This is a genomic window from Ruegeria intermedia (assembly GCF_900129345.1).
Lineage (GTDB): Bacteria > Pseudomonadota > Alphaproteobacteria > Rhodobacterales > Rhodobacteraceae > Ruegeria > Ruegeria intermedia.
Genome location: NZ_FQVK01000012.1, coordinates 21,307 through 44,878, shown reverse-complemented (window position 1 = coordinate 44,878; position 23,572 = coordinate 21,307). Strand labels below are relative to the sequence as shown.

At 64.6% G+C, this 23,572-nt stretch carries 24 protein-coding genes; 10 read left to right on the top strand and 14 right to left on the bottom strand.

Annotated elements, in window-relative coordinates:
• Nucleotides 1–38 precede the first annotated feature (38 nt).
• The 5 genes from F3H26_RS10130 (at nt 39) to leuB (ending at nt 4,680) form a co-directional block, all read left to right on the top strand.
• Entirely contained in the window at nt 39–521 is a 483-nt protein-coding gene (locus F3H26_RS10130) for an HdeD family acid-resistance protein (protein WP_223162477.1), read from the top strand.
• A 105-nt stretch (nt 522–626) separates the two neighbouring features.
• The gene (gene leuD / locus F3H26_RS10125; RefSeq protein ID WP_149775943.1) at nt 627–1,232 is read left to right on the top strand and encodes a 3-isopropylmalate dehydratase small subunit; all 606 of its coding nucleotides are present in this window, start codon (nt 627–629) and stop codon (nt 1,230–1,232) included.
• 328 nt (nt 1,233–1,560) lie between these two features.
• Nucleotides 1,561–2,391 carry a hypothetical protein gene (locus F3H26_RS10120; RefSeq protein WP_149775942.1) on the top strand — a complete coding sequence of 277 codons (831 nt, stop codon included), beginning with the start codon at nt 1,561–1,563 and terminating at the stop codon, nt 2,389–2,391.
• Nucleotides 2,388–3,446 carry an endonuclease/exonuclease/phosphatase family protein gene (locus tag F3H26_RS10115; protein ID WP_149775941.1) on the top strand — a complete coding sequence of 353 codons (1,059 nt, stop codon included), beginning with the start codon at nt 2,388–2,390 and terminating at the stop codon, nt 3,444–3,446. The genes F3H26_RS10120 and F3H26_RS10115 overlap by 4 nt, the downstream gene beginning before the upstream one ends.
• Before the next feature lie 130 nt (nt 3,447–3,576).
• Nucleotides 3,577–4,680, top strand: coding sequence for a 3-isopropylmalate dehydrogenase (leuB, locus tag F3H26_RS10110; RefSeq protein ID WP_149775940.1), 1,104 nt, complete (start codon nt 3,577–3,579; stop codon nt 4,678–4,680).
• Between the two features lie 48 nt (nt 4,681–4,728).
• Here the strand turns inward: leuB and F3H26_RS10105 are convergent, their stop codons facing one another.
• The gene (locus F3H26_RS10105) at nt 4,729–6,903 is read right to left on the bottom strand and encodes a transglycosylase domain-containing protein (RefSeq protein ID WP_149775939.1); all 2,175 of its coding nucleotides are present in this window, start codon (nt 6,901–6,903) and stop codon (nt 4,729–4,731) included.
• 17 nt (nt 6,904–6,920) lie between these two features.
• Nucleotides 6,921–7,172, bottom strand: a complete 252-nt coding sequence (locus tag F3H26_RS10100) for a hypothetical protein (protein WP_149775938.1) — start codon at nt 7,170–7,172, stop codon at nt 6,921–6,923.
• On the opposite strand from F3H26_RS10100, the gene F3H26_RS10095 reads away from it, so the two are divergent.
• Nucleotides 7,159–7,497 (top strand): P-II family nitrogen regulator, encoded by a 339-nt coding sequence (locus F3H26_RS10095; RefSeq protein ID WP_093963790.1) that lies wholly within the window; start codon nt 7,159–7,161, stop codon nt 7,495–7,497. The genes F3H26_RS10100 and F3H26_RS10095 overlap by 14 nt on opposite strands.
• Before the next feature lie 34 nt (nt 7,498–7,531).
• Complete coding sequence (locus F3H26_RS10090) at nt 7,532–8,860, top strand: ammonium transporter (protein ID WP_149775937.1); 1,329 nt, start codon at nt 7,532–7,534, stop codon at nt 8,858–8,860.
• A 147-nt stretch (nt 8,861–9,007) separates the two neighbouring features.
• Here F3H26_RS10090 and ubiV read toward each other — a convergent pair whose 3' ends face one another.
• The 5 genes from ubiV to F3H26_RS10065 are packed head-to-tail and all read right to left on the bottom strand — an operon-like array spanning nt 9,008 to nt 12,478.
• The gene (ubiV, locus tag F3H26_RS10085) at nt 9,008–9,916 is read right to left on the bottom strand and encodes a ubiquinone anaerobic biosynthesis protein UbiV (protein ID WP_223162476.1); all 909 of its coding nucleotides are present in this window, start codon (nt 9,914–9,916) and stop codon (nt 9,008–9,010) included.
• Between the two features lie 5 nt (nt 9,917–9,921).
• Nucleotides 9,922–10,920, bottom strand: a complete 999-nt coding sequence (ubiU, locus tag F3H26_RS10080) for a ubiquinone anaerobic biosynthesis protein UbiU (RefSeq protein ID WP_149775935.1) — start codon at nt 10,918–10,920, stop codon at nt 9,922–9,924.
• 18 nt (nt 10,921–10,938) lie between these two features.
• The gene (ubiT, locus tag F3H26_RS10075) at nt 10,939–11,445 is read right to left on the bottom strand and encodes a ubiquinone anaerobic biosynthesis accessory factor UbiT (protein ID WP_149775934.1); all 507 of its coding nucleotides are present in this window, start codon (nt 11,443–11,445) and stop codon (nt 10,939–10,941) included.
• 10 nt (nt 11,446–11,455) lie between these two features.
• On the bottom strand, nt 11,456–11,959 hold the full coding sequence (locus F3H26_RS10070; RefSeq protein ID WP_149775933.1) for a hemerythrin domain-containing protein: 504 nt from the start codon (nt 11,957–11,959) through the stop codon (nt 11,456–11,458).
• Complete coding sequence (locus F3H26_RS10065; protein WP_149775932.1) at nt 11,960–12,478, bottom strand: DUF2478 domain-containing protein; 519 nt, start codon at nt 12,476–12,478, stop codon at nt 11,960–11,962.
• 101 nt (nt 12,479–12,579) lie between these two features.
• On the opposite strand from F3H26_RS10065, the gene F3H26_RS10060 reads away from it, so the two are divergent.
• The gene (locus F3H26_RS10060) at nt 12,580–12,993 is read left to right on the top strand and encodes an Rrf2 family transcriptional regulator (protein ID WP_149775931.1); all 414 of its coding nucleotides are present in this window, start codon (nt 12,580–12,582) and stop codon (nt 12,991–12,993) included.
• A gap of 185 nt (nt 12,994–13,178) precedes the next feature.
• Here F3H26_RS10060 and F3H26_RS10055 read toward each other — a convergent pair whose 3' ends face one another.
• From F3H26_RS10055 to F3H26_RS10040, 4 genes are all read right to left on the bottom strand, one after another.
• Nucleotides 13,179–14,363 (bottom strand): amino acid aminotransferase, encoded by a 1,185-nt coding sequence (locus F3H26_RS10055; protein ID WP_149775930.1) that lies wholly within the window; start codon nt 14,361–14,363, stop codon nt 13,179–13,181.
• Complete coding sequence (gene sseA, locus F3H26_RS10050) at nt 14,363–15,217, bottom strand: 3-mercaptopyruvate sulfurtransferase (protein ID WP_149775929.1); 855 nt, start codon at nt 15,215–15,217, stop codon at nt 14,363–14,365. The genes F3H26_RS10055 and sseA overlap by 1 nt, the downstream gene beginning before the upstream one ends.
• Nucleotides 15,218–15,297: 80 nt before the next feature.
• Nucleotides 15,298–15,567 carry a CBU_0592 family membrane protein gene (locus F3H26_RS10045; protein WP_149775928.1) on the bottom strand — a complete coding sequence of 90 codons (270 nt, stop codon included), beginning with the start codon at nt 15,565–15,567 and terminating at the stop codon, nt 15,298–15,300.
• A 22-nt stretch (nt 15,568–15,589) separates the two neighbouring features.
• Nucleotides 15,590–16,153: a helix-turn-helix domain-containing protein gene (locus F3H26_RS10040; RefSeq protein ID WP_149775927.1), complete on the bottom strand. Its 564-nt coding sequence runs from the start codon at nt 16,151–16,153 to the stop codon at nt 15,590–15,592.
• A gap of 105 nt (nt 16,154–16,258) precedes the next feature.
• On the opposite strand from F3H26_RS10040, the gene ilvD reads away from it, so the two are divergent.
• Nucleotides 16,259–18,091, top strand: coding sequence for a dihydroxy-acid dehydratase (gene ilvD, locus F3H26_RS10035; RefSeq protein WP_149775926.1), 1,833 nt, complete (start codon nt 16,259–16,261; stop codon nt 18,089–18,091).
• Between the two features lie 199 nt (nt 18,092–18,290).
• Here ilvD and F3H26_RS10030 read toward each other — a convergent pair whose 3' ends face one another.
• Nucleotides 18,291–19,109, bottom strand: coding sequence for a sulfotransferase family protein (locus F3H26_RS10030; RefSeq protein WP_149775925.1), 819 nt, complete (start codon nt 19,107–19,109; stop codon nt 18,291–18,293).
• Nucleotides 19,110–19,251: 142 nt separating this feature from the next.
• Here F3H26_RS10030 and F3H26_RS10025 point away from each other — a divergent pair, with 142 nt between their 5' ends.
• Nucleotides 19,252–20,829, top strand: coding sequence for a DUF5928 domain-containing protein (locus tag F3H26_RS10025; RefSeq protein ID WP_149775924.1), 1,578 nt, complete (start codon nt 19,252–19,254; stop codon nt 20,827–20,829).
• A 34-nt stretch (nt 20,830–20,863) separates the two neighbouring features.
• On the opposite strand, the gene amaB is transcribed toward F3H26_RS10025, so the two are convergent.
• Both amaB and F3H26_RS10015 read right to left on the bottom strand, forming a co-directional pair.
• Nucleotides 20,864–22,363: an L-piperidine-6-carboxylate dehydrogenase gene (amaB, locus tag F3H26_RS10020; protein ID WP_394349767.1), complete on the bottom strand. Its 1,500-nt coding sequence runs from the start codon at nt 22,361–22,363 to the stop codon at nt 20,864–20,866.
• Between the two features lie 17 nt (nt 22,364–22,380).
• Nucleotides 22,381–23,487 carry a saccharopine dehydrogenase family protein gene (locus F3H26_RS10015; protein ID WP_149775922.1) on the bottom strand — a complete coding sequence of 369 codons (1,107 nt, stop codon included), beginning with the start codon at nt 23,485–23,487 and terminating at the stop codon, nt 22,381–22,383.
• Between the last annotated feature and the right edge of the window lie 85 nt (nt 23,488–23,572).

Below are 23,572 nucleotides of genomic sequence, written 5' to 3'. Positions count from 1 at the left end.
GGTCCCCTCATTGTTTCTTTTTTTGAGGGAGAACTGAAATGAGTGATTGGGTCAAATGGCTCCTGATGGGGCTGCTGTCGATCGTGTTCGGCATCTTCGTTCTGGGCGCGCCCATCGTGGCATCGGTGGCGGTGACCGTGGTTACCGGGGCGTTGCTGCTGATCTCGGGCGTGCTGCAGGTCGTGGGCGGGTTCTCGGTGGAAGGCATCGGCAACAAGATCCTGGCCTTCATCATGGGCGCCGTGATGCTGTTTCTGGGCTGGTCCTTCCTGGATCATCCGCTGCAGGGCGTTCTGACGCTGGCCACGGTGGTGATGATCCTGTTCATCGCCGGCGTCTCGCCCGGATCATCCTGTCGTTCCAGATGCGCGGCACGCAGTATTTCTGGCCCACGCTCATTTCCGGCCTGCTGTCCCTGGTGCTGGCCGGCTACATCATGGCCAATGCCTCGGTCGGACTGGCGCTCAGCCTGCTGGGAATCCTTTTGGGCATCGAGATGCTGTTCAACGGGTTCGGCCTGATCTTCATGGCGTTCTTCGTCAAGAACGCCGGCAACGAAACGACGGAAGCGAAACAAGCTTGAAACGCGGGGCATGGGGCCGGGCCTCTCCCGCAGGAGTGTGAACATGGAAAAGTTTGAAAAAGTCCACGGCGTGGCCGCCCCCATGCCCCTGATCAACATCGACACCGATATGATCATCCCCAAGGTGCATCTGAAAACGATCAAACGGTCGGGCCTGGGCGTCGTGCTGTTCGACGAGATGCGCTATCACGATGACGGGCGCGAGAACGAAGAGTTCGTTCTGAACAAACCCGCCTATCGCAACGCCGAGATCCTGGTGGCCGGCGACAATTTCGGCTGCGGCTCGTCGCGCGAACACGCGCCATGGGCGATCAAGGATTTCGGCATCAAGGTCATCATCTCGACCAGCTTCGCCGACATCTTCTTCAACAACTGCTTCAAGAACGGCATCCTGCCGATCGTGGTCGAGGACGAGCATCACGCCATCCTGATGGAAGACGCCCACAAGGGCGAAAACGCCCGCATGACCGTGGACCTCGAAGAGCAGAAGGTCGTCACCTCGGACGGGGTCGAGATCACCTTCGACATCGACCCGCACCGCAAGCACTGCCTGCTGAACGGCCTGGACGATATCGGCCTGACCATGGAGAAGGCGCACCACATCGACCAGTTTGAATCCCAGGCCAGCCAGGCCCGCCCCTGGGTGTGACGCGGGCGGCGAATCTTTCGATACTCAACCAGACGGGGTCGCTGCGGCGGCCCCGTTCGCGTCTTAGGGGTTGACGGTCAAGCAACCACAACATGTAGTCGCGCCCGACAAGTCAGCGACGATTCTGCGGCGCAATTGATGCAAAGCCGCACCAGTTTCGCCATCATTTTGCCCGAAATCACCTGTTTTCTGCCCATCGGCCTGAGCGAAATGCCGCTTATCGCCGATGATGGCGCCAAACGGCATCCGCCACTTGGGAATGGGCGGGCACAAGTTGGAATTGAGTCGGCAAAGAAACGACGGGTCCGGTTTGGAAAGGGTTCGGATAGTGATTGCACGCACAACAGGGGCGGCAGTTCGTGGGATTTTGGTGGCGCTTCTGGTGCTGACCCCCGCGCTATATCTGCCGGTCTCGGCCACCAACGGTACCGAAGTTGTCGTCTTCGTCGCCATCCTGGCGTTCATCCTGACCTTTGCCGAATACAACTCGGCCTTTCCCAGCTTCATCGAATTCCGCGACGCACCGCCCGTCAACCGGCTGAGGTTCGTCGGGCTGATGTCGATGGTGTCGATCCTGACCTTGATCTGCAAGAACGTCTACACGCCCACGGATCTGACCAGCGCCGCTTATTCCGTGGGCGTGGCCGTGGCCAATGTCGTCGACTTCCCCTATTCACCGGTCCGCTTGGTGGTCCTCATGCTGCCGGCCGAGGCCAGCGCACCGCTGACCGAACTGGTCCGCATCACCGCAAGCGTCGCCTATGTCGCAGCGCTGGTGACGATCGCCAGCTTCGTCTATGCGGTCAAGGTCCGGGGATGGCCCACCGGGAACGGGGCGTTTAACGTGTGGACCAACCTGCCCCTGTTCGACCCGACCAAGGGCGGAGACGTGGTGACCCGCCTGCAACGCGACGGGCGGCTGAACATATCGATCGGCATCCTGCTGCCGTTCCTGATCCCTGCGCTGATCAAGCTGCTGACCAATGTCATCGATCCGCTGACCTTGGCCAATCCGCAGACCCTGATCTGGACCATGAGCGCCTGGGCCTTCCTGCCGGCCAGCATGATCATGCGCGGCATCGCCACGCTGCGAATCGCGGGGCTGATCGTCGAAAAGCGGCGCGCCTATTCCACTTCCGAGGCCACCCAGACCGCATGATCCGCATTCTGGTTCTGGCGCTGCTGCCTTTTGCGGCCCAGGCCGACCCTCTGCGCGTGGCCAGCTTCAACACCGAATTGCAGCGCGATGGGCCGGGGCTGATGCTGCGTGACATCCGCAAGGAGACACCGCAGGTCCGCGCCGTCGTCGATGTTCTGCGGGCCACGGCGCCGGATGTCGTCGCCCTGCAGGGGCTGGACTGGGACCATGACAACGTGGCGCTGTCGGCGCTGGCCGATCTGCTGGCGGCGGCGGGTCTGGACTATCCCTATCGGTTCGCCCGTCAGCCCAATTCGGGGCTGATGACCGACCTCGATCTGGACGGAGACGGCAGGCTCGGCGGGCCGGGCGATGCGCAGGGCTGGGGGCGATTCACCGGCAATGGGGGAATTGCCGTCCTGTCCCGGTATCCGATCATCGAAGATCAGATCGCAGACCACTCGGCCCTGCTGTGGAAGGATCTGCCCGGCGCCATGCTTCCCGGCCGGGACGGCGCCCCGTTTCCCTCGGAGCAGGCGCAATCGGTCCAACGGCTGTCCTCGACCGCGCATTGGGTCGTTCCGATCGACACGCCGCAGGGCCGGTTGACCCTGATGACCTTTCACGCCACCCCGCCGGTCTTTGACGGCCCCGAGGACCGCAACGGCCTGCGCAACCGCGATGAAATCCGGTTCTGGTCCGTTCTTCTGCGGGGCGATCTGGGGCCGGCGCCGACCCGCCGCTTCGTAATCGCCGGGGATGCCAACCTGGACCCCGCGCGTGGCGAAGGCCACACCGAGGCCCTGCGCGCCCTGCTGACCAACCCGTTGCTGCAGGATCCGCGACCGACGGATGCAACCGGCGCAGACACGACCGTCACCTGGAAAACCGTCGGAGACCGCCGCGTCGACTATGTTCTGCCATCGGCGGATTGGGTGGTCGAAGACGCCGGCGTGTTCTGGACCGGTGCGGACGGTCAACCCCATCCCGCGGCGCGGGCGGCAAGCCGGCACCGGCTGGTCTGGGTCGACCTGACCGGAGCGGGCGCGCAGGACCGGCCGGCCGGTACCGACTGACGCGCCGCCCACCCTTGCCGACCTGCGCCCGCATGACGCGTGATGCCCGGGCAAAACGGGCGGAACGCCTCATTGACCAGATGCCCCGCAAACGCTAGGCCCGATGCTGAAAAACGCAAGGAGACCGCTCATGTCCAACCCCTCGCTCCTCATCCTGCCCGGAGACGGAATCGGCCCCGAAGTGATGACCGAAGTGCGCAAGATCATCGACTGGTTCGGCGCCAGGCGCGGCCTGAAATTCGACGTGAGCGAGGATCTGGTCGGCGGCGCCGCCTATGACAAGCACGGCGTTCCGTTGGCGGACGAGACGATGGCCAAGGCGCAAGAGGTCGACGCGGTTCTGCTGGGCGCCGTGGGCGGCCCGAAATACGACGATCTGGATTTCAGCGTGAAGCCCGAGCGCGGCCTGCTGCGCCTGCGCAAGGAGATGGACCTGTATTCCAACCTGCGCCCGGCCCAGTGCTTTGACGCGCTGGCCGATTTCTCGTCGCTGAAAAAGGACGTGGTCGCCGGGCTCGACATCATGATCGTGCGCGAGCTGACCTCGGGCGTCTATTTCGGCGAGCCGCGCGGCATCTTCGAGGAAGGCAACGAGCGCGTCGGCATCAACACCCAGCGTTACACCGAATCCGAGATCGAGCGGGTCGCGCGCTCGGCCTTCGAGCTGGCGATGCGCCGCAACAAGAAGCTGTGCTCGATGGAAAAGGCCAACGTGATGGAATCGGGCATCCTGTGGCGCGAGGTGGTAACCCGCGTCGGCAAGGATTACCCCGAGGTCGAGCTGAGCCACATGTATGCCGACAACGGCGCCATGCAGCTGGTGCGCGCGCCGAAACAGTTCGACGTGATCCTGACCGACAACCTGTTCGGCGACATCCTGTCGGACTGCGCGGCAATGCTGACCGGCTCGCTGGGCATGCTGCCCTCGGCCTCGCTGGGCGCACCCATGGCCAACGGCCGACCCAAGGCGCTGTACGAACCCGTCCACGGCTCGGCCCCCGACATCGCCGGTCAGGGCAAGGCCAACCCGATCGCCTGCATCCTCAGCTTTGCCATGGCGCTGCGCTATTCCTTCGACCAGGGGGCCGAGGCCGACCGTCTGGAAGCCGCCATCGAGAAGGTGCTGGCCGATGGCGTGCGCACCGCCGATCTGCTGGCCGAAGAGGGCGTGCAGCCGGTCTCGACCAGCGAAATGGGCGACGCGATCGTCGCCGCGCTGGACGCCAGCCTGTAAGAATTGATCCGGGCGGCGCCCAGCGCCGCCCGTCCGATCAACCGCGGCCTAGTTGCCGCCGAAGATATCCTTCAACAGATTGTCGACGGCCTTGGCAAAGCCTCCCTGCTGTCTGCGCCGGGGCTGGGTTTGCCGTGTCGTCTGGACCGGAGCCGCCGGCGCCAGCATCGGCAGGTGCGTGGGGGTCATGCCCTCGGTCACGCGCAGCATGGTTTCCCGCCAGATCTCGGCCGGCAACCCGCCGCCGGTGACGCCTTTCAGGGGCGTATTGTCGTCATAGCCCACCCAGACGCCGGCCACGTAATCGGCGGTAAAGCCGATGAACCACGCATCGCGCGCGGCCTGGGTCGTGCCCGTTTTGCCCGCCACCTGCCATCCCGGCAATTTGGCGCGCTGGCCGGTACCTTCGGACACCACACGCTCCATCATCCAGATCAGCTGTTTGGCGGCCTCGTCGCGGATCACGCGTTCGCCGATGCCAGTCGTCGTCACCATCACCGGCGTGTCATCGCCCAGCAGCTTCAGCTCGGTCAGGCCATAGGGTTCCACCGCCGAGCCGCCGTTCAGGATGCCCGCATAGGCGCCGGTCATCTCGATCAGCGTGCTTTCCGACGCGCCCAGCGCCAGCGCCGGCCCGGCCGCCAGATCGCTTTCGATGCCGAACCCGCTGGCCACCGTGCGCACATTGTCCAGCCCGGCCACTTCGGCCACCTTGACCGCCGGAATGTTCAGCGAATTCTTGAGCGCATCCGCCAGCGTGACGCGGCCGTAGAACTTGTTTGTGTAGTTCTTGGGGCACCACTGGCCGGACCCCGGGATGTCGATGCAATAGGGCTCGTCCACCACCGTGGCCAGTGGCGAATAGCCCAGCTCCAGCGCGGTGGCATAGACGAAGGGCTTGAACGAGGACCCGGTCTGGCGCAGCGCCTGCGTCGCGCGGTTGAACGCGCCCGACACCTTGGTCTTGCGCCCGCCCACCATGGCCCGGACCGCACCATCGGCCGACATCACCACGATTGCCGCCTGTGCCTTTGACCCTTCGCTGACCTTTTCGTCGAACACCTGTTTCAGCGCCGCCTCGGCCGCCTGCTGGATCCGCTGGTCCAACGTGGTCTTGATCACCACGTCCTCGGTGGTGTTGCGGGTAAAGAACTCGGGGCCGCTGGCCATGACCCAGTCGGCAAAGTAGCCCCCGGCGCGGGCGGCGGCGGCCTCGGACAGCTCGGCCGGGTTGTTCCGCGCCGCATTGGCCTGTGACTCGGTCAGGTAACCCTGATCCTCCATCAGGCTGATAACCACCTTGGCCCGGTCCTGCGAGCGTTGCAGGTTGTTGGTGGGCGCGTAGCGCGTGGGCGCCACCAGCAGCCCCGCCAGCATCGCCGCCTCGGCCGGGTCCACTTCGGCGGCGGACTTGCCGAAGTACCGCTGGCTGGCCGCCTCGAACCCGCGGGCCCCGGCCCCCAGAAACACCCGGTTCAGATAGATGGTCAGGATCTCGTCCTTGGTATATTTGGCCTCCATCGCCATCGCATAGATCGCTTCCTTGGCCTTGCGCCACAGCGACCCCTGGCGGCAGTCAGCCTCGTACGCCGCTTCCGATTCCCACTGGCTCGGATCATAGGGCACGCCCAGGCACAGCAGCTTGGCCGTCTGCTGTGTGATGGTCGAACCGCCATGCCCCGACAGCGGGCCACGCCCTTCGGACAGGTTGATCCTGATCGCACTGGCGATGCCGCGCGGGCTGACACCGAAATGCCGATAAAACCGCTTGTCCTCGGTCGCGATGACCGCGTTCTTCAGATGGGGCGACACGGTATCGGCGGTGATGACGCCACCGAACTGATCGCCCCGCCAGGCAAAGACCTTGCCGTCGCGGTCCAGCAGGGTGACCGACCCGCGCGCGCGCCCGTCCAGCAGGGCATCGACCTCGGGCAAGGTGCTGTAGACGACGCCGACCGCCAGCGCGATCAGCAGCGCCACCACCGCCCCCACGCGCCAGGTCACGCCCCAGATCAGCCGACCGATCCAGCGCAACAGCCGGCGAAAGAAGCCGCCCTGCCCGCCACCCGAATGCTTGCGCCGGGTTTTGCGCGTGGTGGTCTTGCGCGCCGTCGCCTTCTTGCCCGCCGGTTTCGCCGACCGCTTGGCAGACGCGGTCTTGCGGCCTCCGGACGGATACCGTTTGTCCGCCACCAGCGGTTTTCGACGCTTGGACTCAGTCATGCTCAAACTCTGCCCGTTTATCGTTTCTTCGCACCATACCCTGCTGGCGTATCGGTGTAGAGATGTGAAATAGCGGCAATCTCCCTCTCATACCCGCCCATTTTTTCATCATCGGCGGGAATTTGTGCAAATAATGTGCAATTTTGCCCCTCTGCCCCGGCATCTTTTTGCCCAAACCGTTCCTTGGGCGGCCCTGTCGCGCTCTTTTTCTGCAGGTGCAAAGCCGGCCCCGCCGGACCAGAAGAGGGGAAAGACGTGAAACTGATCATTGCGACAATCAAGCCGTTCAAGCTCGAGGAGGTGCGCGAGGCACTGACCGAGGCGGGCGTGCGCGGCATGATGGTGACCGAGATCAAGGGCTTCGGCTCGCAATCCGGTCACACCGAAATCTATCGGGGCGCCGAATACGCGGTGAACTTCGTGCCCAAGATCAAGCTGGAAATCGTGGTGCCCGCCGCGATGACCGACCAGATCGTCGAGACCATCACCAAAACCGCCAAGACCGGCAAGATCGGCGACGGCAAGATTTTCGTCCTCGATGTCGAGCAGGCCCTGCGCGTGCGGACCGGGGAACTCAACGAAGAGGCGCTGTAAGGCGCCGCGACCGACAATCATTCGAGGACTGAACATGAACCTGATGAAATCACTCATCCCTGCCGCCGCGATCGTCGCGCTGCCGCAGATGGGCCTGGCGCAGGAGGCCGCCGCAACCGGCGAAACCGCGCAGCATACGCAATACATCCTGACTTCGCTGCTGTTCCTGATGGGCGGCTTCCTGGTGTTCTGGATGGCCGCAGGCTTTGCAATGCTCGAGGCCGGTCTGGTGCGCTCCAAGAACGTGGCGATGCAGCTGGTCAAGAACATCGGCTTGTTTTCCTTTGCCGCGATCATGTACTGGTTGGTCGGCTTCAACCTGATGTATCCGGGCGACGGCTGGACCATCACCGGCATTCTGGGTGCCTTCTCGCCCACCTCGCTGGAACCGGTCGGCCTTGAGGGCGTCGAAACCGATCTGTCCTATGCGTCGGTCGGTTCGGACTTCTTCTTCCAGCTGATGTTCTGCGCCACCACCGCCTCGATCGTGTCGGGCACCATGGCCGAGCGGGTCAAGCTGTGGCCTTTCTTCATCTTCGTGATCGTCCTGACCGGTGTCATCTACCCGATCGAAGCCTCGTGGCAGTGGGGCGGCGGCTGGCTGTCCGAAATGGGCTTCAGCGATTTCGCGGGCTCGACCCTGGTGCATGCCGCAGGTGGCTTTGCCGCACTGGCCGGTGCCATCGTGCTGGGCCCCCGGATCGGCAAATACAGCAAGGACGGCAAGGTCGTTCCGATCCCAGGCTCGAACCTGGCGCTTGCCACCCTGGGTACGTTCATCCTGTGGCTGGGCTGGTTCGGCTTCAATGGCGGCTCGCAGCTGGCCATGGGCACGATCGGCGACATGGCTGACATCAGCCGCATCTTCGCCAACACCAACATGGCCGCAGCCGCCGGCGCTGTCGCTGCCCTGATCCTGACGCAGGTGATGTACGGCAAGGTCGACCTGACCATGGTGCTGAACGGTGCGCTGGCCGGGCTGGTCTCGATCACCGCGGAACCGCTGGCACCGTCGCTGTTCCAGGCACTGATCATCGGTGGCATCGGTAGCGTGATCGTGGTCTACACCGTGCCGCTGCTGGACAAGATGAAGATCGACGACGTGGTCGGCGCCATCCCGGTTCACCTGATCGCGGGCTTCTGGGGCACCTTCATCGTGGCCTGGACCAACGGCGACGCGTCCTTCGTGACCCAGATCATCGGCTTTGCGGCCATCGGGATCTTCGTCTTCGTGGTCAGCTACATCCTGTTCTCGATCCTCAAGGCCACCGTCGGCCTGCGGGTGGGCGAGGAAGAAGAGATCAACGGCCTCGACATGGGCGAGCTGGGCATGGAAGCCTATCCCGAGTTCTCGAAGGGCTGAGCCCCGTTTGCCCAGCCGCAAGCATGATCGCAGCCGCGACGTCCCCGTCGCGGCTGCATCCTTTCCCGGACAGCCTCCGAGTGGTCGCTATGCGCGCCGAAAGCGCGGCTGACGCGGCCCCGCGCCACGCATGGCGCGCCGCGCGGATCAGCCCGCCGCGGCGGCAATGCGCCGATACCCGGCCTGACCGTGGTAGAACCCGTTCGAGAACGGAACCGCGTCGCAGATCCGGCGCAGCGCGGCCTCGGCCCCGGCCGGATCGAGCCGGTCGTCCAGCAGGTCCCGGACCGTGCCGGCCACCGCCACCATGTCGACCGCCTGCGGCATCAGCCGCAGATGGGTAACCCCGTCGGCGATCAGACGCCGGGTTTCAGGCAAAAGGTCGACATAGCTTTCGGATTGGGTCTGGATGCCGTTCACGCGCAGGATCGGACGGTCGTCGGTCGTGCGCAGCGGCATGCCGTCGGCATCTTCTTCGCAGACGAACTGACAGTTGTCCTTGGTGCGGCCATGCGCACGCGCATGGTAGCAGCGCGCCGACACCGCAAGCGAGGCCCGACCAAACACCTGGACCTCGACCCCCAGCCCCAGTTCGCGCGCCGTTGCAGCCGCCGTGGCGATCGCCGCGCCGGGCAGTTCGGTGGGCAGGCAGACATGCGTCGCACCCTGCGATGCCATCCAGGCGATCGTGGCCTCGTTGTAGGCGTTCAGAAACGGCCCGACCCGGTGCGGGCGCCGCCCGCGCGCGTACAGGCCGGCGGCGTTGTTGATCTCGATCTCGGGCGCGTCCAGCGCAGCAAGATCGGCGGTGGCCTTGCGTTCGCGTTTCAGCATAACCTCGGCCAGCGACGACACGATCACCGTCTTGCCGCCGCGCTGCAGCCGCTCGATCGTGGCCGGCAGGTCGGGCTCGTGGAAGGGCGCGCGTTTCGAGCAGATCACCTCGCCAAGATAGACCTCATCCACCGGTGCCTCGTCGGCGATGCGGGCGTAGAAATCCCGCCGGTCCTCGGCCGGCCAGTGATAGGCGATGGGTCCCAAAGTCAGTTTCGTCATCTCTCTTACCGCCATTTCTTGGTTTCGAACGCGCCCTGGGTCTGTTTCTGACCCTCGGTCAGGGCGACCAGATCGGCGATGTTGGCCTGCCGGCCCGCCCGAATGTCATCGACAGCCTGCCGGAAGGCCGAGACCACGCCCCGCACATAGCTCTTGGATCGCTGACGCCCCTCGATCTTGAAGGCGTGAACCCCGGCATCGATCAGTTCGGGCAGCAGGCGCGACAGGTTCAGGCTGATCGGCTCTTCGAAGGCGTAATACCCGTCGGGCCGGTGCGGCGCCCGATAGCGCCCCTTGCAGATCGTGGGATAGCCCGCCTTTTCGTCGGCGCCGAAACAATCGATGGTGAACCCGGCCAGCCGGGACGACATCGACCCGTCGGCATGGCGGGCATATTCCACGTCCGAAGCCGGAGAACACACCCCGTCCATGTTGGTGGACTGTCCGGTCAGATAGTTGGTCAGGCTGCAGCGGCCTTCGACCATCAGCCCGTGGTTCCCGAAGATGAAGGTTTCGATCTCGCAGGGGATTTCCCGGCGGATCTCGCGGATTTCGGGGATGGTCAGGATGCGCGGCAGCACCACGCGCTTGACGCCGAAATTGTCGCAGTAGTACCGGATCGCCTCGGGGCTCGAGGCAGCGGCCTGGACCGACAGGTGCAGGCGGATATCCGGATGGGTGCGCGCGATATAGTCGGCCACGCCCATGTCGGCCACGATGAAGGCATCGACGCCGATCCGCGCGCCCGCATCGGCGGCCTGCCGCCACAGATCGACCTTGCCCGCGGGCGGATAGGTGTTCAGCGCCAGCAGCACCTTGGTGCCCTTGTCATGCGCATAGGCCACGGCGGCGGCCATCTCGTCGGGGGTGAAGTTCAACCCGGGGAAATTGCGGGCGTTGGTCGCATCCTGAAATCCGCAATAGACCGCGTCGGCGCCGGCATCGACGGCGGTGCGCAGGGCGGCGGGCGTGCCGGCTGGGCAGATCAGTTCGGCAAGGCTCATGGGCGGGAGGTCCTTTCTTCAGGTTTGATAGGCGCGGCGCAGCCGGGCCAGGATGGCGCGGCCCGGAGGGCCGAACATCGCGGCGGCATCCTCGGCGATCGAGCCATCGACATCGTCCAGCGCATTGCGCAGACGCACCACCGCCTCGGTATCGCCCGTGACCTCGAGATCGCGCGCGAAGAACGCGGCATCGCCGTCTTCCTCGGAATCGATGAGTTCAAGCAACAACAGGAACGTACCGCGGATGGTGGCGCCGGCGGGCGGCACCGCATCGCGGGGCACGGCACGGAACACCAGCGCCCGCGGATCCGGGCGCAGGTGCAGGGCAAAGGGCAGATCCACCGGGTCGATCACGAAATCGGTGCCCTGATGCGGCCCCAAACGCTCGAACAGCGTCGGGTGCTGCGCCGCGATGCGCCGGACCACGCGGGTCAGCACGGGCTGCACGATCAGGCAGGACAGACGGGCAAGGACGGGTCTGGCCGGGACGGCGGTGCGGGGAACGGTATCTGGATGTGCGGTCATGGCGGGGCCTTCATCGGGTGGGGTCTGCCGGTCCGGGCCGGACCGGGGTTTCGAACCGTGGAAACAGCAGCTCATTTTCAAGATATCGGTGCTCGTCCAGATCCTCGGCCAACCGGCCCAGCCCGGCATAGAGCCGCCGCCACGACGGGCAGGCGCTGCGCGGCAGGCGGAACCCGTGAGTCATGGCGGCGATCCGGTTCAATGCGGCTTCGTGTTCCGCATGGTCGTCGCGCAGACCGGCCAGCGCCTCCTGCACGCGGCCCGCCTGCCCCCGGCTCAGCGCGGGGAAGACGACGGCTTCCTCGTGGTCAATATGGGCGTCAAGCGCCTGCGAGATGGCCTCCAAGGCCGCCGTCAGACCATGCGGTGCGGCGATGTCGTCGGCATGGCGGGCTTCAACCTTTTGGGCCAGGCTGACCAGCCGCGGCAATTGCCGTCGATGCGCATGCAGCACGCGATCTCGGATATGGCTCATCAGGACCAGAGTCGGCGTTTGGGCATCAGGAACCAGCATTCACACCTCGCGGGGCATGGCGGCGGCCGTTCGGCACCACCGCAGGATGGCGGTTTCGTCCGGCGGCAGCGGGCTGTGCATCCCGTCCGCGAACTGCTCGAAGGCCCGCCGATGGGCTTCGGTCAGCCCGGTCAGCACCGGCACACCCCGGACCACCGCATCCGAGATCAGCGACCGGAACCCGCGCCCTTCGGCTTCGCTCAGGCCGAATTTGTTCAATACGATCAGGTCGGCGCCTTCGGCGGCAAGCCGGGCCGTGACGATGCCCACACCCCGTTCCAGCGCCCCGGCGTCCATCCGGCAGGCGGTCGACCCGGCGCCCAGATCCTGGGTGATCCGCAGAACCGGCCCGTCCGGCAAAAGCCGCAGGTCACTGTTGCAAGGGGCGGCGTCCCGCGCACCGGCGGCGCGCAGCGCGCCAAGCACCTTGCACCCTTCGGCGCTCAGCTGCGCCACCACCGCTTCCAGCAGGCGGTCCGTTTCCCCGCGACCCTGTGCCGAAACGCTTGCCAGCCGCATGTCAGGTCCTCGCTCTGGTCCGACTCGGGACGAATTGGTATTTGATTTGCCGAATATACTTGTGTATGCGCATTGTAAATACTGATTAAAGGAGTCATCTTTTGCGCCTCACCTCCTTCACCGATTTCGGGCTGCGCGTTCTCATGCGGATGGCGGGCAGCCCCGACCGGGCCTTCACCACGGCGGAACTGGCGGACGAGTTCCGCGTATCACGCAATCATCTGGCCAAGGTGATCTCGGCACTGTCGGCAGCGGGATATCTGAAGACCCGGCGCGGCGGCGGCGGCGGCGCGATGCTGGCTCGGCGCCCCGAGACCATCCGGCTGGGCGACGTGGTCGCCTATCTCGAGGCGGATCAGGTGCTGGTCGAGTGCTTTATGCCCGGCGGCGCGGCCTGCACGTTGACCCCGCATTGCCGGCTCAAGGCGCGACTGGCCGAGGCCGAGGCCGCCTTCATCGCCGACCTCAACCGCAGCACGTTGTCCGATTGCGTCTATCAGCCGCCGCAGCCGTGACACGGCGCGGACAGGGCACGCCGAACCGAACACGCCATTCGCGGAAGCCGGATTTCGGACAAGTCCCGGCCACCCGTTCTGCGAAAAAATGCCCGGCAGTGCATCAGCACATTGCCGGGCGCAGGGTTGCGGACCCCTGGTCGCGAAATTTCGCGATCAGGAGGCAAGGTCGTTCAAGATCGGCCTCAGACGCCGACGTCGACGATGGCCTTGGCCAGGATCGGCACGGTGGCCTCGTTCAACCCGGCGATGTTCATGCGGCTGTCGCCGACCATGTAGATGCCGTGCTCGACCCGCAGCTTCTCGACCAATTCGGGCGCGGCGCCCAGGCGCGAGAACATGCCGCGGTGCTGGGCCAGGAAGCCGAACCGGTCCGATCCGCTCAGCCGCTGCAGCTCGTCCGCCAGCTGGCGGCGCAGGCCCAGCATCGACAGGCGAACCTCTTCCAGTTCGGCCATCCAATCGGCGCGCAAACCCTCATCCATCAGGATCGTGGTCACCACGCGCGCGCCGTGATCGGGCGGGAACGAGTAGTTCTGGCGGTTCAGAAAAGCCAGCGTGCCTTGGTTCAGCGCGGTCTGGCCCGCATCGGCGCTGACGGCCATCAGCAGGCCGGTGCGCTCGCGGTAGACACCGAAATTCTTCGAACAGGACGCCGCGATCAGGCATTCCTTGACCGACGACGCGACAAGCCGGGTCGCCTGCGCATCCTCGTTCAGGCCGTCGCCAAAGCCCTGATAGGCGATGTCGATCATCGCCACCAGGCCGCGGTCGTTGATCAGGTTCACCACCTCTTGCCACTGGACCATGTTCAGGTTGGCGCCGGTCGGGTTGTGGCAGCAGCCATGCAGCAGCACGACGTCGCCGGCCTTGGCGGTCTTGAGGTCCTCGATCATGCCGTCGAAATCGACGCCACGGGTTTCCTCGTCGAAATAGCGGTAGGCGACAGTTTCGATGCCCAGGTAGTTCAGGATCGAGATGTGGTTCGGCCAGGTCGGGTTCGACACGAACACCCGGGCCGAGGGGTTGGCCATGCGGATCAGCTCGAACGCTTGGCGGCAGGCGCCGGTGCCGCCCGGGGTGGCCACGGCGGCGATATTGGCGCGCGGCACGCTGGTGCCCAGAATCAGCGTGATCATCGCATCGGCATAGGCCGGGTCACCGGCCAGCCCGGTATAGGCCTTGGTCTGCTGTTCTTCCCAGATGCGGTGCTCGGCGGCCTTGACCGCGCGCATCACCGGCGTCACCCCCTGCGCATTCTTGTAGACGCCCACGCCCAGGTCGATCTTCTGCTCGCGGGGGTCGTCGCGATACATCTGCATCAGGGCCAGGATCTTGTCGGCGGGCTGCGGCTTGAGATTTTCGAACATCAGGACTCTCCGGTTGCGACGGGCAGGGTCGGGAAGGCGCCCCATTCGGCCCAGCTGCCGTCATAAAGCGAATGATCTTTCTTGCCCATGCGCTCGAGCGCGAGGCTGAGGATCGCGGCGGTCACGCCCGACCCGCAGGTGGTGATGGCGGGCTTCGACAGATCGACGCCTGCAGCCTCGAACACCGCGCGGCACTCCTCGGGCGATTTCATGGTGCCATCGGGGTTCAGCAACTGTCCGAAGGGCACATTGCGCGAACCGGGGATGTGCCCCGCCCGCAGCCCGTGGCGCGGTTCGGGCTGGGTTCCGGCAAAACGGTCGGCGGCGCGGGCGTCGATGATTTCGTGATCGGCCAGCTTGGCGGCGGCTGAGACCTGGGTCACGTCGCGGACCAGGTGGTTCTGCACGCGCACGGTCATGTGGCGGTCGCGGATGACGGGGGGCAGATCCTCGATCTCGCGCCCTTCGGCAACCCATTTGGGCAGGCCGCCGTCCAGAACGGCGATGTTCTCTTGCCCCATCAGGCGGAACAGCCACCAGACCCGCGCCGCCGAGAACAGGCCCGCGCCGTCATAGACCACGACCTGATGGCCGTCGCCCACGCCCATGGCCCGCAGGCGCGACATGAATTTCTCGACCGGAGGCGCCATATGCGGCAGGTCCGAGCGGTGGTCCGAGATCTCGTCGATGTCGAAGAACCGCGCACCGGGAATATGTCCGGCCTCGTATTCGGCGCGGGCGTCGCGCCCCTGCTGCGGCAGGTACCACGAGGCGTCGAGGATCCGCAGATCCGGGTCCTTGAGGTGGGCGGCAAGCCACTCGGTGGAAACCAGGGTTTTTGGATCGTCCAGCATCAATGCCTCCCCTTTACGCGCAGGGATTTCCCTATACGCGCAAGGGTGCGGGTTCAAGGCTGGATCGGGTCCCTGCGGCCCTATCGCGCCCGTCGCAGGCGGAAATGCTGGATGATGCCGATCACGCTTATCGCGATCCAGAAACTTTCGATCAGCATCGAGGCCAGGTTGAAGTTCTGCAGCAGCGAATAGACGATCAGAACCGACCCCACCAGGTTGACCACCGGAAAGGCCAGATCGTCGGAATTCATCATCCGCATCTGGGTGGCGAAATAGGCCGCAACCACGATCAGCGCCCCGAAGGACCCGATGCCATCGGCCAGCGTCAGGCCGTTCAGGAAATCCGCCATGATGTCTCCCCTTTCCGCCGTATCAACCGGCCGCGGCGGTCGCGGGCCGGGGTCCGTAGTGATGCATGTTCAAGAATGCCGCACCCTCGGGACCGGCGCGATAGCCATGCGGCAGGTCGGCGGGAAAGCGCAACCCCTGGCCCGCGCTCAGCGGCACCCATTCGCCGTTCCGCAGCACCTCGAGCACGCCATTGAGTACGAAGACCTCCTCGGTCACGCCGGCGGCATGGGCGGGGGATTCGTGGCACTGGTTGGGGTCCAGTTCGACGTGAAAGGTCTCGGCCGCCAGAACCGGGTCGAAGGGAAAGACGATCTTGACCTTCAGACTGCCCGGAAAGGTCACGGTGCGGAACCGGGCCGCATCCGCCGGATCGCGCAGGGCGCTGGTGCCGATCAGCGCGCTTAGCGGCATCTGGAACCCCTTGGCGATCTTCCACAGGGTGGCGATGGTTGGGCTTGATTCGCCGCGCTCGATCTGGCCCAGCATGGCCTTGCTGACTCCGGTCAACTCGGCCGCTTTGGCCAGGCTCAGCCCCGATGCCGCCCGGACCTCTCTGAGTTTCAGGGTGATGTCGTCCGATTCCATGGCCACGTCCCGCGATTTACCTTGTGCGTTATAACGCACATGTGCTACGTGCGCTATAACGCACGCAACACTGGTTTTGCAACCGGGCAAAAGGGAAACAGCATCATGCCAATGTACCGATCCAGAACTTCGACCCATGGCCGCAACATGGCCGGTGCCCGTGGCCTGTGGCGCGCCACCGGGATGGGCGACGACGATTTCGGCAAGCCGATCATTGCCATCGTCAACTCGTTCACGCAATTCGTGCCGGGACACGTCCACCTCAAGGATCTGGGCCAGATGGTCGCCCGCGAGGTCGAGGCCGCCGGCGGTGTGGCCAAAGAGTTCAACACCATCGCCGTCGATGACGGCATCGCCATGGGCCATGACGGGATGCTGTATTCGCTGCCCTCGCGCGAGATCATCGCCGACAGCGTCGAATACATGGTCAACGCACACTGCGCCGATGCGATGGTCTGCATCTCGAACTGCGACAAGATCACGCCGGGCATGCTGATGGCGGCGATGCGGCTGAACATCCCGACCATTTTCGTGTCGGGCGGCCCGATGGAGGCCGGCAAGATCGACATCGCCGATCTGGACGCCAAAAAGATCGACCTAGTCGATGCGATGGTCGCGGCGGCCAGCGATGCCTATACCGACGAACAGGTGCAACATATCGAGGAAAACGCCTGCCCCACCTGCGGATCGTGCTCGGGCATGTTTACGGCGAATTCTATGAACTGCCTGGCCGAGGCGCTGGGTCTGGCGCTGCCGGGCAATGGCTCGACCCTGGCCACCCATGCCGACCGCAAGGAACTGTTCCTGGAAGCCGGCCGCCGCATCGTCGAGATCACCAAGCGTCACTATGAGCTGAACGAAAAAGGCTTCCTCCCGCGCGAGATCGCCACGTTCGAGGCCTTCGAGAACGCCATGAGCCTGGACATCGCCATGGGCGGCTCGACCAACACGGTGCTGCATCTGCTGGCCATCGCGCATGAGGGCGGGGTGAATTTCACCATGTCCGACATGGACCGGCTCAGCCGCAAGGTGCCCTGCCTGTGCAAGGTCGCGCCCAATACCGAGAACGTCCACATGGAGGACGTGCACCGCGCGGGTGGCATCTTCTCGATCCTGGGCGAGTTGAGCCGCGCCGGCCTGCTGCATGACGACTGCGGTACCGTGCATTCGGCCACCATGGCCGAGGCGATCGCAAACTGGGACATCAAGGTCACCAACAACCCAAAGGCGCAGGAACTGTTCAAGGCCGCCCCCGGCGGCGTGCGCACGACCCAGGCGTTCAGCCAGTCGAACCGCTACAAGGAGTTGGACACTGACCGCGTGAACGGCGTGATCCGGTCCAAGGAGAACGCCTTCAGCCAGGATGGCGGTCTGGCTGTGCTGTTCGGCAACATCGCGCGCGACGGCTGCATCGTGAAGACCGCGGGTGTGGACGAGAACATCCTGAAATTCACCGGCACCGCCTATGTCTGCGAAAGCCAGGACCAAGCGGTGAACGACATCCTGACCGGCAAGGTCAAGGAAGGTGACGTGGTCGTGATCCGCTATGAAGGCCCCCGCGGCGGTCCTGGTATGCAAGAGATGCTGTACCCGACCTCGTATCTGAAATCCAAAGGCCTGGGCAAAGCCTGCGCACTGCTGACCGACGGGCGGTTCTCGGGCGGCACTTCGGGCCTGTCGATCGGTCACGTCTCGCCCGAGGCGGCCGAAGGCGGCGAGATCGGTCTGGTTCAGAACGGCGACAGGATCGAGATCGATATCCCCAACCGCTCGATCTATCTGGCCGTGTCCGACGAGGAACTGGCCGAACGCCGCAAGGCGCAGGACGCGAAAGGCTGGGAGCCGGCGCAGCCGCGCAAACGCAAGGTGTCCACGGCGTTGAAGGCCTATGCAAAGCTGGCCACCAGCGCCGCAAAAGGCGCCGTGCGCCAGGTCTGAACACTGCCGGCCTGCGTGATGCGGGCCGGATCGTTGCCTGAAACCAAAGGGCTCCCGCGTCTGACAGGCCCCATCGGCTGCGCCGCTGCCGCCGTCAGCCTTGGGCCGGGCGCCGCGCGATGCGCGGCGCCCGGCCCAACCAGAGGAGGTGTCTCGCCAGAGACATCGACGATGGGCGGGAGCACCTCTGCCTGTGGGATCAATCACCCAGCTTGGCGTGAATCTCATCCAGATCGATTTCGCCCGTCGGCATTTTGTTGGCCGGGTTTTCGAAATCGTATTTGAACAGCTCGAAATCCTGCTTGTAGATCTCGTAGACCAGATGCATCGACAGGTCGTCGAAATAGTCCTCGACCGGATGCGCGCGCTTTGGGCCGTGGCCTTCGGACTCGTTGAAGCGCGGGATTTCGGACAAAGTCACCGGGTGGGGCGTTTCGATCTGATCCAGCACGCCCTGCATGCCTTCGTTGAATTTCTCGGTCCAGAATATCCGGTCATAGCGCCCGCCATTCACGATGAAGGTCGAGACATGCCCCGACATGGCCGACCAGTGGATGTCCGGGTCCATTGGCCGGCGCCAACGGATCGTGTCGCGCGCAAACAGAAGAAACCGGCGGAAACTGGCAATCTGGTCGAATTCGCCCTTGCCGTCCTCGCCTCCGACCTCGATCCCGTAATTGTAGATCAGCGTCGGCACCAGATTGCCCCGGTACCGTTTCCCGTTGCGCTGAATGCCGCAGATCTTGTCGAAGAACGAACTGAGGATCCGCGTATAGGGGTTGCGAACGCAGGTGAAGGCGAAGGACTTGTGCCCGCGCACATTGGCCGAGATCGGATCCTGGCTGTGACCGAAGGCCCATTTGTGCAATCCGTCCTTTGCATCATGGATATCGCCGTCAAAGAACCGGCCATGATCCGAGTAATACATGATCTGCCCGATGGTCGAGCAGGCGCATTTGGGCACCACGCGATAGACCATGCTTTCGCTCTCGGTCATCCATGTGCCGGGAAATCCCATCTGCCATGCCTCCTCTGCCAGCCGAGTCTCAGGGTGATGCGCCAGCTTTTGGCGCCAGACAAGCAAAAATATTCTGTTTATTCAATCGTTCATCCTCAGTATCACGGTCGGAACCGGGCAGTAACGGAAAACGACGACGCCAATGGCCAGAATCGCCTATATTCTGCTGTGTCACAAAGACCCCGACGCGATCATCGCGCAGGCCGAACGCCTGACGGCGGTCGGCGACTACATCGCGATTCATTTCGACGCCAGCGCCTCGGCGGCCGATTTCAAACGTATCCGGGGCGCATTGAAAAACAGCCCCAACGTCGCCTTCGCGAAAAAGCGGATCAAATGCGGCTGGGGCGAATGGTCGTTGGTTCAGGCCTCTCTGCATGCGGTGCAGGCCGCGGTAGAGGCCTTTCCCCGCGCCACCCATTTCTACATGCTGTCGGGCGACTGCATGGCGATCAAGACCGCGGAATACGCCCATCGCTTTCTGGACGAAAACGACAAGGACTTCATCGAAAGCCACGATTTCTTTGCCAGCGACTGGATCAAGACCGGCATGAAGGAAGACCGGCTGATCTATCGCCACTATTTCAACGAACGCACCCAGAGCAAACTGTTCTACGCCGCCTACGAGGCCCAGAAACGCCTCGGCCTGACTCGCGAAATCCCTGAGGATCTGCAGATCATGATCGGCAGCCAGTGGTGGTGCCTGCGCCGCCGCACGATCGAGGCGATCCTGGAGTTTCTGCGCCAGCGCCGCGACGTGGTGCGGTTCTTCTCGACGACCTGGATCCCGGACGAGACGTTCTTTCAGACCCTCGTGCGCCACCTGATCCCGCGCTCGGAGATCGAGAACCGCACGCTGACCTTCCTGATGTTTTCCGACTATGGCATGCCGGTGACTTTCTACAACGATCACTATGACATGCTGCTGAGCCAGGACTACCTGTTCGCGCGCAAGATCAGCCCCGAGGCACATCAGCTGAAACAGAAGCTGGGGGAGCTCTATGCCAGCGAAGGGGTGGCGTTCCAGATCTCGAACGAGGGCCGAAACCTGCATGGTTTCCTGACGGGCCGCGGCCGCGTGGGCCGCCGGTTCGCCCCCCGCTTCTGGGAGGCCGCCAACACGATCGGCCCCGATCGCGACCTGTATCTTGTGGTGTGCAAGAAATGGCACGTGGCCAAGCGGCTGATCGACCAGATCGCCTCGGAAACCAACCTGCCCTGCATCGAATACCTGTTCAACGAAGCGGACGCCCCCCTGCCCGATCTGGGCGGGATCGAGACGACGCTGGTCAAGCGGTCACGCCATCGCCGCGCGGTGATGCGGCTGCTGTTCGATCATTTCGACACCGACAAGCTGGTCATCTGCCTGGACCCCGCCAGCCTGGACATCGTGCAGGATTTCTGTTCGGACCGCGCCCGCACCCATGTTCTCGAGGTGCAATGCACCTATTCCGACGACTACCTGGTGGGGCATGCCCACCGGGTCGGGCTGGCAGGTCAGAACTCACCCGCCGCCACGGTTGAACGTCTGCTGCCCACGATCCGCAGCGATCTGGCCTATGAATCCGAACAATTGCGCAGCGCCGGGCTGGACCGGTTCCACCGGCTGCGCGAAACCGGAGATCCGGCGGAAAACGTCGCCGCGATCTCAAAGTTTCTGGGCGTGCCGAAGGACACCGCGCAGGCCATTCTGCGGCTGGACTACCTGTTCGCCGATTGACGGCCCGGCCGCACCGGGCCGCCGGGCCGGGCGGTCAGATGTCGAACTTGACGCCCTGCGCCAAAGGCAGCTCGGCCGAATAGTTGATAGTGTTCGTCTGCCGCCGCATATAGCCCTTCCATGCGTCCGAGCCGCTTTCGCGTCCGCCGCCGGTTTCCTTTTCGCCGCCGAACGCGCCACCGATCTCGGCGCCCGAGGGGCCGATATTCACGTTGGCGATGCCGCAATCGGACCCGGCGGGCGACAGGAATTGTTCCGCCTCGCGCATGTTCAGCGTGAACACGCAAGACGACAGGCCCTGCGGCACGTCGTTCTGCATCTCGAGCGCCTCGTCGAAACCGTCATAGCCCATCACATAGAGGATCGGCGCAAAGGTCTCGGTCTTTACGATCTCGGTCTGGCCCGGCATTTCGACGATCGCGGGCTGCATGTAGACACCGCCCTCGGGCACGCCGTCTGTCACGCGCCTGCCGCCAAAGACGGTACCGCCCTCGGCCTCGGCCGCCTTCAGCGCGGCCTGCATCGCCTGCCCCGAGGCCTCGTCCACCAGCGGCCCGACCAGCGTGCCTTGGGCCAGCGGGTCTCCGATGGGCAGACCGGCATAGGCCTTTTTCAGCCGCGCAACCAGATCGGCACGGATCGAGTTGTGCACGATCAGCCGCCGCAGCGAGGTGCAGCGCTGACCCGCGGTGCCGACGGCCGAGAAGACGATGGCCCGCACCGCCATTTCCAGATCGGCCGAGGGACCCACGATCATGGCGTTGTTGCCGCCCAGTTCCAGGATACATTTGCCGAACCGCTGCGCCACGATCGGCGCGACCGCGCGGCCCATTCGGGTCGAGCCGGTGGCCGAAATGATCGGCACCGCCTCGCTGGCCACAAGCGCCTTGCCCAGATCGGCACCACCGATCAGCAGTTGCAGCAGCCCGTCGGGCGCGTCGCCGAACCGGGCCACGGCCTTTTCAAGGATCTTCTGACAGGCCATCGCGGTCAGGGGCGTTTTCTCGGACGGTTTCCAGATCACCGGGTCGCCGCAGACCAGCGCCAGCGCCGCGTTCCACGACCAGACCGCGACCGGGAAGTTGAAGGCCGAGATCACGCCGACCGGACCGGCCGGGTGCCAGGTCTCCATCATCCGGTGGCCGGGGCGTTCCGAGGCGATGGTCAGGCCATACAGCTGGCGCGACAGGCCGACGGCGAAATCGCAGATGTCGATCATCTCCTGCACTTCGCCCAGACCTTCCGAGGTGATCTTACCGGCCTCCCAGCTGACCAGCGCGCCCAGGTCCTCCTTGGCCGCGCGCAGCTCCTCGCCCAGCAGGCGGATCAGCTCGCCCCGTCGCGGGGCGGGCACGGTGCGCCAGGCCTTGAAGGCCGTCGTGGCGCGGGCAAAGACCGCATCCATTTCGGCAACGGGCGTTTCATGCACCCGCGCCAGCACGCGGCCGTCGATGGGCGAACGGACATCCAGCGTCCCGCCGGTCAGCTCGGCCGCCGTCAGGCCCAGTTTTTCGAGTGTGTGTTCTGCAGTCATGACTACGTCTTTCATGTTCAGGCCGCCTTGTTCTGGGGGGTCACTTCACCAGCGCGGTACAGCTGGCCGAATTCGGTGTTCAGGAAATCACCCAGCCGGACCTGCTCTTGCCGGACAAAGCCTTGGGTGGGCAGCGCGCCGGTGCGCATCAGGTCGACCACGCCCAGAACGCCGGCGGCGGTGGTGATCTGGATCGCGCTCCAGACCTGGCCGTCGATGGTGCGGGCAAAGGACTTGTTGATCAGGGATTTCTCGCGCAGCGCCCCGTCGATCATGCCCTTGGCCGTGCAATAGACCAGAACCACGTCCTGATCGGTGCGCGGCAGCGCGGTTTCAAAGATGTCCTTTAACAGGTCGCGGCGTTGGCCCAGGCCCAGATCGGTCAACAGCAGTTTCAGGATGTCGCGGTGGCCGGGATAGCGGATCGAGCGATAGGACACCGCCCGCGCCTTGCCGGCCAGCGTCTCGGGCAAGGTGCCCAGGCCGCCCGACGTGTTGAAGCATTCGTATTCCACACCGTCATGGCCGATGATCTCGTAATCCTCGAGCGGCGCGGTCTTGACCCGTTCGCCATTCACGATGGCGTCGCAGAGATTGCAGTATTCGTTTATCAGCCCGTCGGTGGACCAGGTCAGATTGTATTTCAGCGCATTGGTCGGGTAGAGCGGCAGCGCACCCACCCGCATGTGCAGGCTGTCCAGCGTGTCGAATTCGGCCGCCAAAGAGGCCCCCGCGATGCCGACGAAACCCGGTGCCAATCCGCATTGCGGCATGAAGGCGGTGCCGCTGTCGCGGGCCAGTTCGCGCACGGCGTTGGTGGCGGCGACATCCTCGGTCAGGTCGAAATAATGCGCACCCGCCGCCTTGGCTGCCTTGGCGATGGCAGGCGTCAGGAAAAACGGTGCGGCCGAGATCACCGCATCGAACCCCGCAAGCCCCTGTGCCAGCCCGGCTTCGTCGCCCGCGTCGATCTGGCGGGTGGTGATGCCCTGCCTGTTCAACGCCGACAAGGCCGTCAGGTCATGGTCGGCCACGGTTACGGTATAATTGTGCGATTTCTTCAACAGGGCGGCGATCATCTGTCCGATCTTTCCGGCCCCGACGACGCAGATGTTCCAACTCATTGCGCGCCTCCTCCTCTGCTCTGGTTCCAGTATGACCGCGCCGCCGTCCGGGCACAGCAATCGAGTTGACGAAACGGGCATCTTT

What these genes read in the sequence shown, in the direction of transcription:
- F3H26_RS10045 (WP_149775928.1), bottom strand. Translation starts at nt 15,567, where the DNA reads ATGGCGGATTTCCTGAACGGCCTGACGCTGGCCGATGGCATCGGGTCC.
- ubiV (WP_223162476.1), bottom strand. Translation starts at nt 9,916, where the DNA reads ATGACGAAACTGACTTTGGGACCCATCGCCTATCACTGGCCGGCCGAG.
- ubiU (WP_149775935.1), bottom strand. Translation starts at nt 10,920, where the DNA reads ATGAGCCTTGCCGAACTGATCTGCCCAGCCGGCACGCCCGCCGCCCTG.
- F3H26_RS10040 (WP_149775927.1), bottom strand. Translation starts at nt 16,153, where the DNA reads ATGGAATCGGACGACATCACCCTGAAACTCAGAGAGGTCCGGGCGGCA.
- leuD (WP_149775943.1), top strand. Translation starts at nt 627, where the DNA reads ATGGAAAAGTTTGAAAAAGTCCACGGCGTGGCCGCCCCCATGCCCCTG.
- F3H26_RS10100 (WP_149775938.1), bottom strand. Translation starts at nt 7,172, where the DNA reads ATGATCAGTTTCACGTCTTTCCCCTCTTCTGGTCCGGCGGGGCCGGCT.
- F3H26_RS10055 (WP_149775930.1), bottom strand. Translation starts at nt 14,363, where the DNA reads ATGTTCGAAAATCTCAAGCCGCAGCCCGCCGACAAGATCCTGGCCCTG.
- F3H26_RS10090 (WP_149775937.1), top strand. Translation starts at nt 7,532, where the DNA reads ATGAACCTGATGAAATCACTCATCCCTGCCGCCGCGATCGTCGCGCTG.
- sseA (WP_149775929.1), bottom strand. Translation starts at nt 15,217, where the DNA reads ATGCTGGACGATCCAAAAACCCTGGTTTCCACCGAGTGGCTTGCCGCC.
- F3H26_RS10015 (WP_149775922.1), bottom strand. Translation starts at nt 23,487, where the DNA reads ATGAGTTGGAACATCTGCGTCGTCGGGGCCGGAAAGATCGGACAGATG.
- F3H26_RS10065 (WP_149775932.1), bottom strand. Translation starts at nt 12,478, where the DNA reads ATGCGGCTGGCAAGCGTTTCGGCACAGGGTCGCGGGGAAACGGACCGC.
- F3H26_RS10115 (WP_149775941.1), top strand. Translation starts at nt 2,388, where the DNA reads ATGATCCGCATTCTGGTTCTGGCGCTGCTGCCTTTTGCGGCCCAGGCC.
- F3H26_RS10105 (WP_149775939.1), bottom strand. Translation starts at nt 6,903, where the DNA reads ATGACTGAGTCCAAGCGTCGAAAACCGCTGGTGGCGGACAAACGGTAT.
- F3H26_RS10030 (WP_149775925.1), bottom strand. Translation starts at nt 19,109, where the DNA reads ATGGGATTTCCCGGCACATGGATGACCGAGAGCGAAAGCATGGTCTAT.
- F3H26_RS10025 (WP_149775924.1), top strand. Translation starts at nt 19,252, where the DNA reads ATGGCCAGAATCGCCTATATTCTGCTGTGTCACAAAGACCCCGACGCG.
- F3H26_RS10130 (WP_223162477.1), top strand. Translation starts at nt 39, where the DNA reads ATGAGTGATTGGGTCAAATGGCTCCTGATGGGGCTGCTGTCGATCGTG.
- leuB (WP_149775940.1), top strand. Translation starts at nt 3,577, where the DNA reads ATGTCCAACCCCTCGCTCCTCATCCTGCCCGGAGACGGAATCGGCCCC.
- F3H26_RS10070 (WP_149775933.1), bottom strand. Translation starts at nt 11,959, where the DNA reads ATGCTGGTTCCTGATGCCCAAACGCCGACTCTGGTCCTGATGAGCCAT.
- amaB (WP_394349767.1), bottom strand. Translation starts at nt 22,363, where the DNA reads ATGACTGCAGAACACACACTCGAAAAACTGGGCCTGACGGCGGCCGAG.
- ilvD (WP_149775926.1), top strand. Translation starts at nt 16,259, where the DNA reads ATGCCAATGTACCGATCCAGAACTTCGACCCATGGCCGCAACATGGCC.
- ubiT (WP_149775934.1), bottom strand. Translation starts at nt 11,445, where the DNA reads ATGACCGCACATCCAGATACCGTTCCCCGCACCGCCGTCCCGGCCAGA.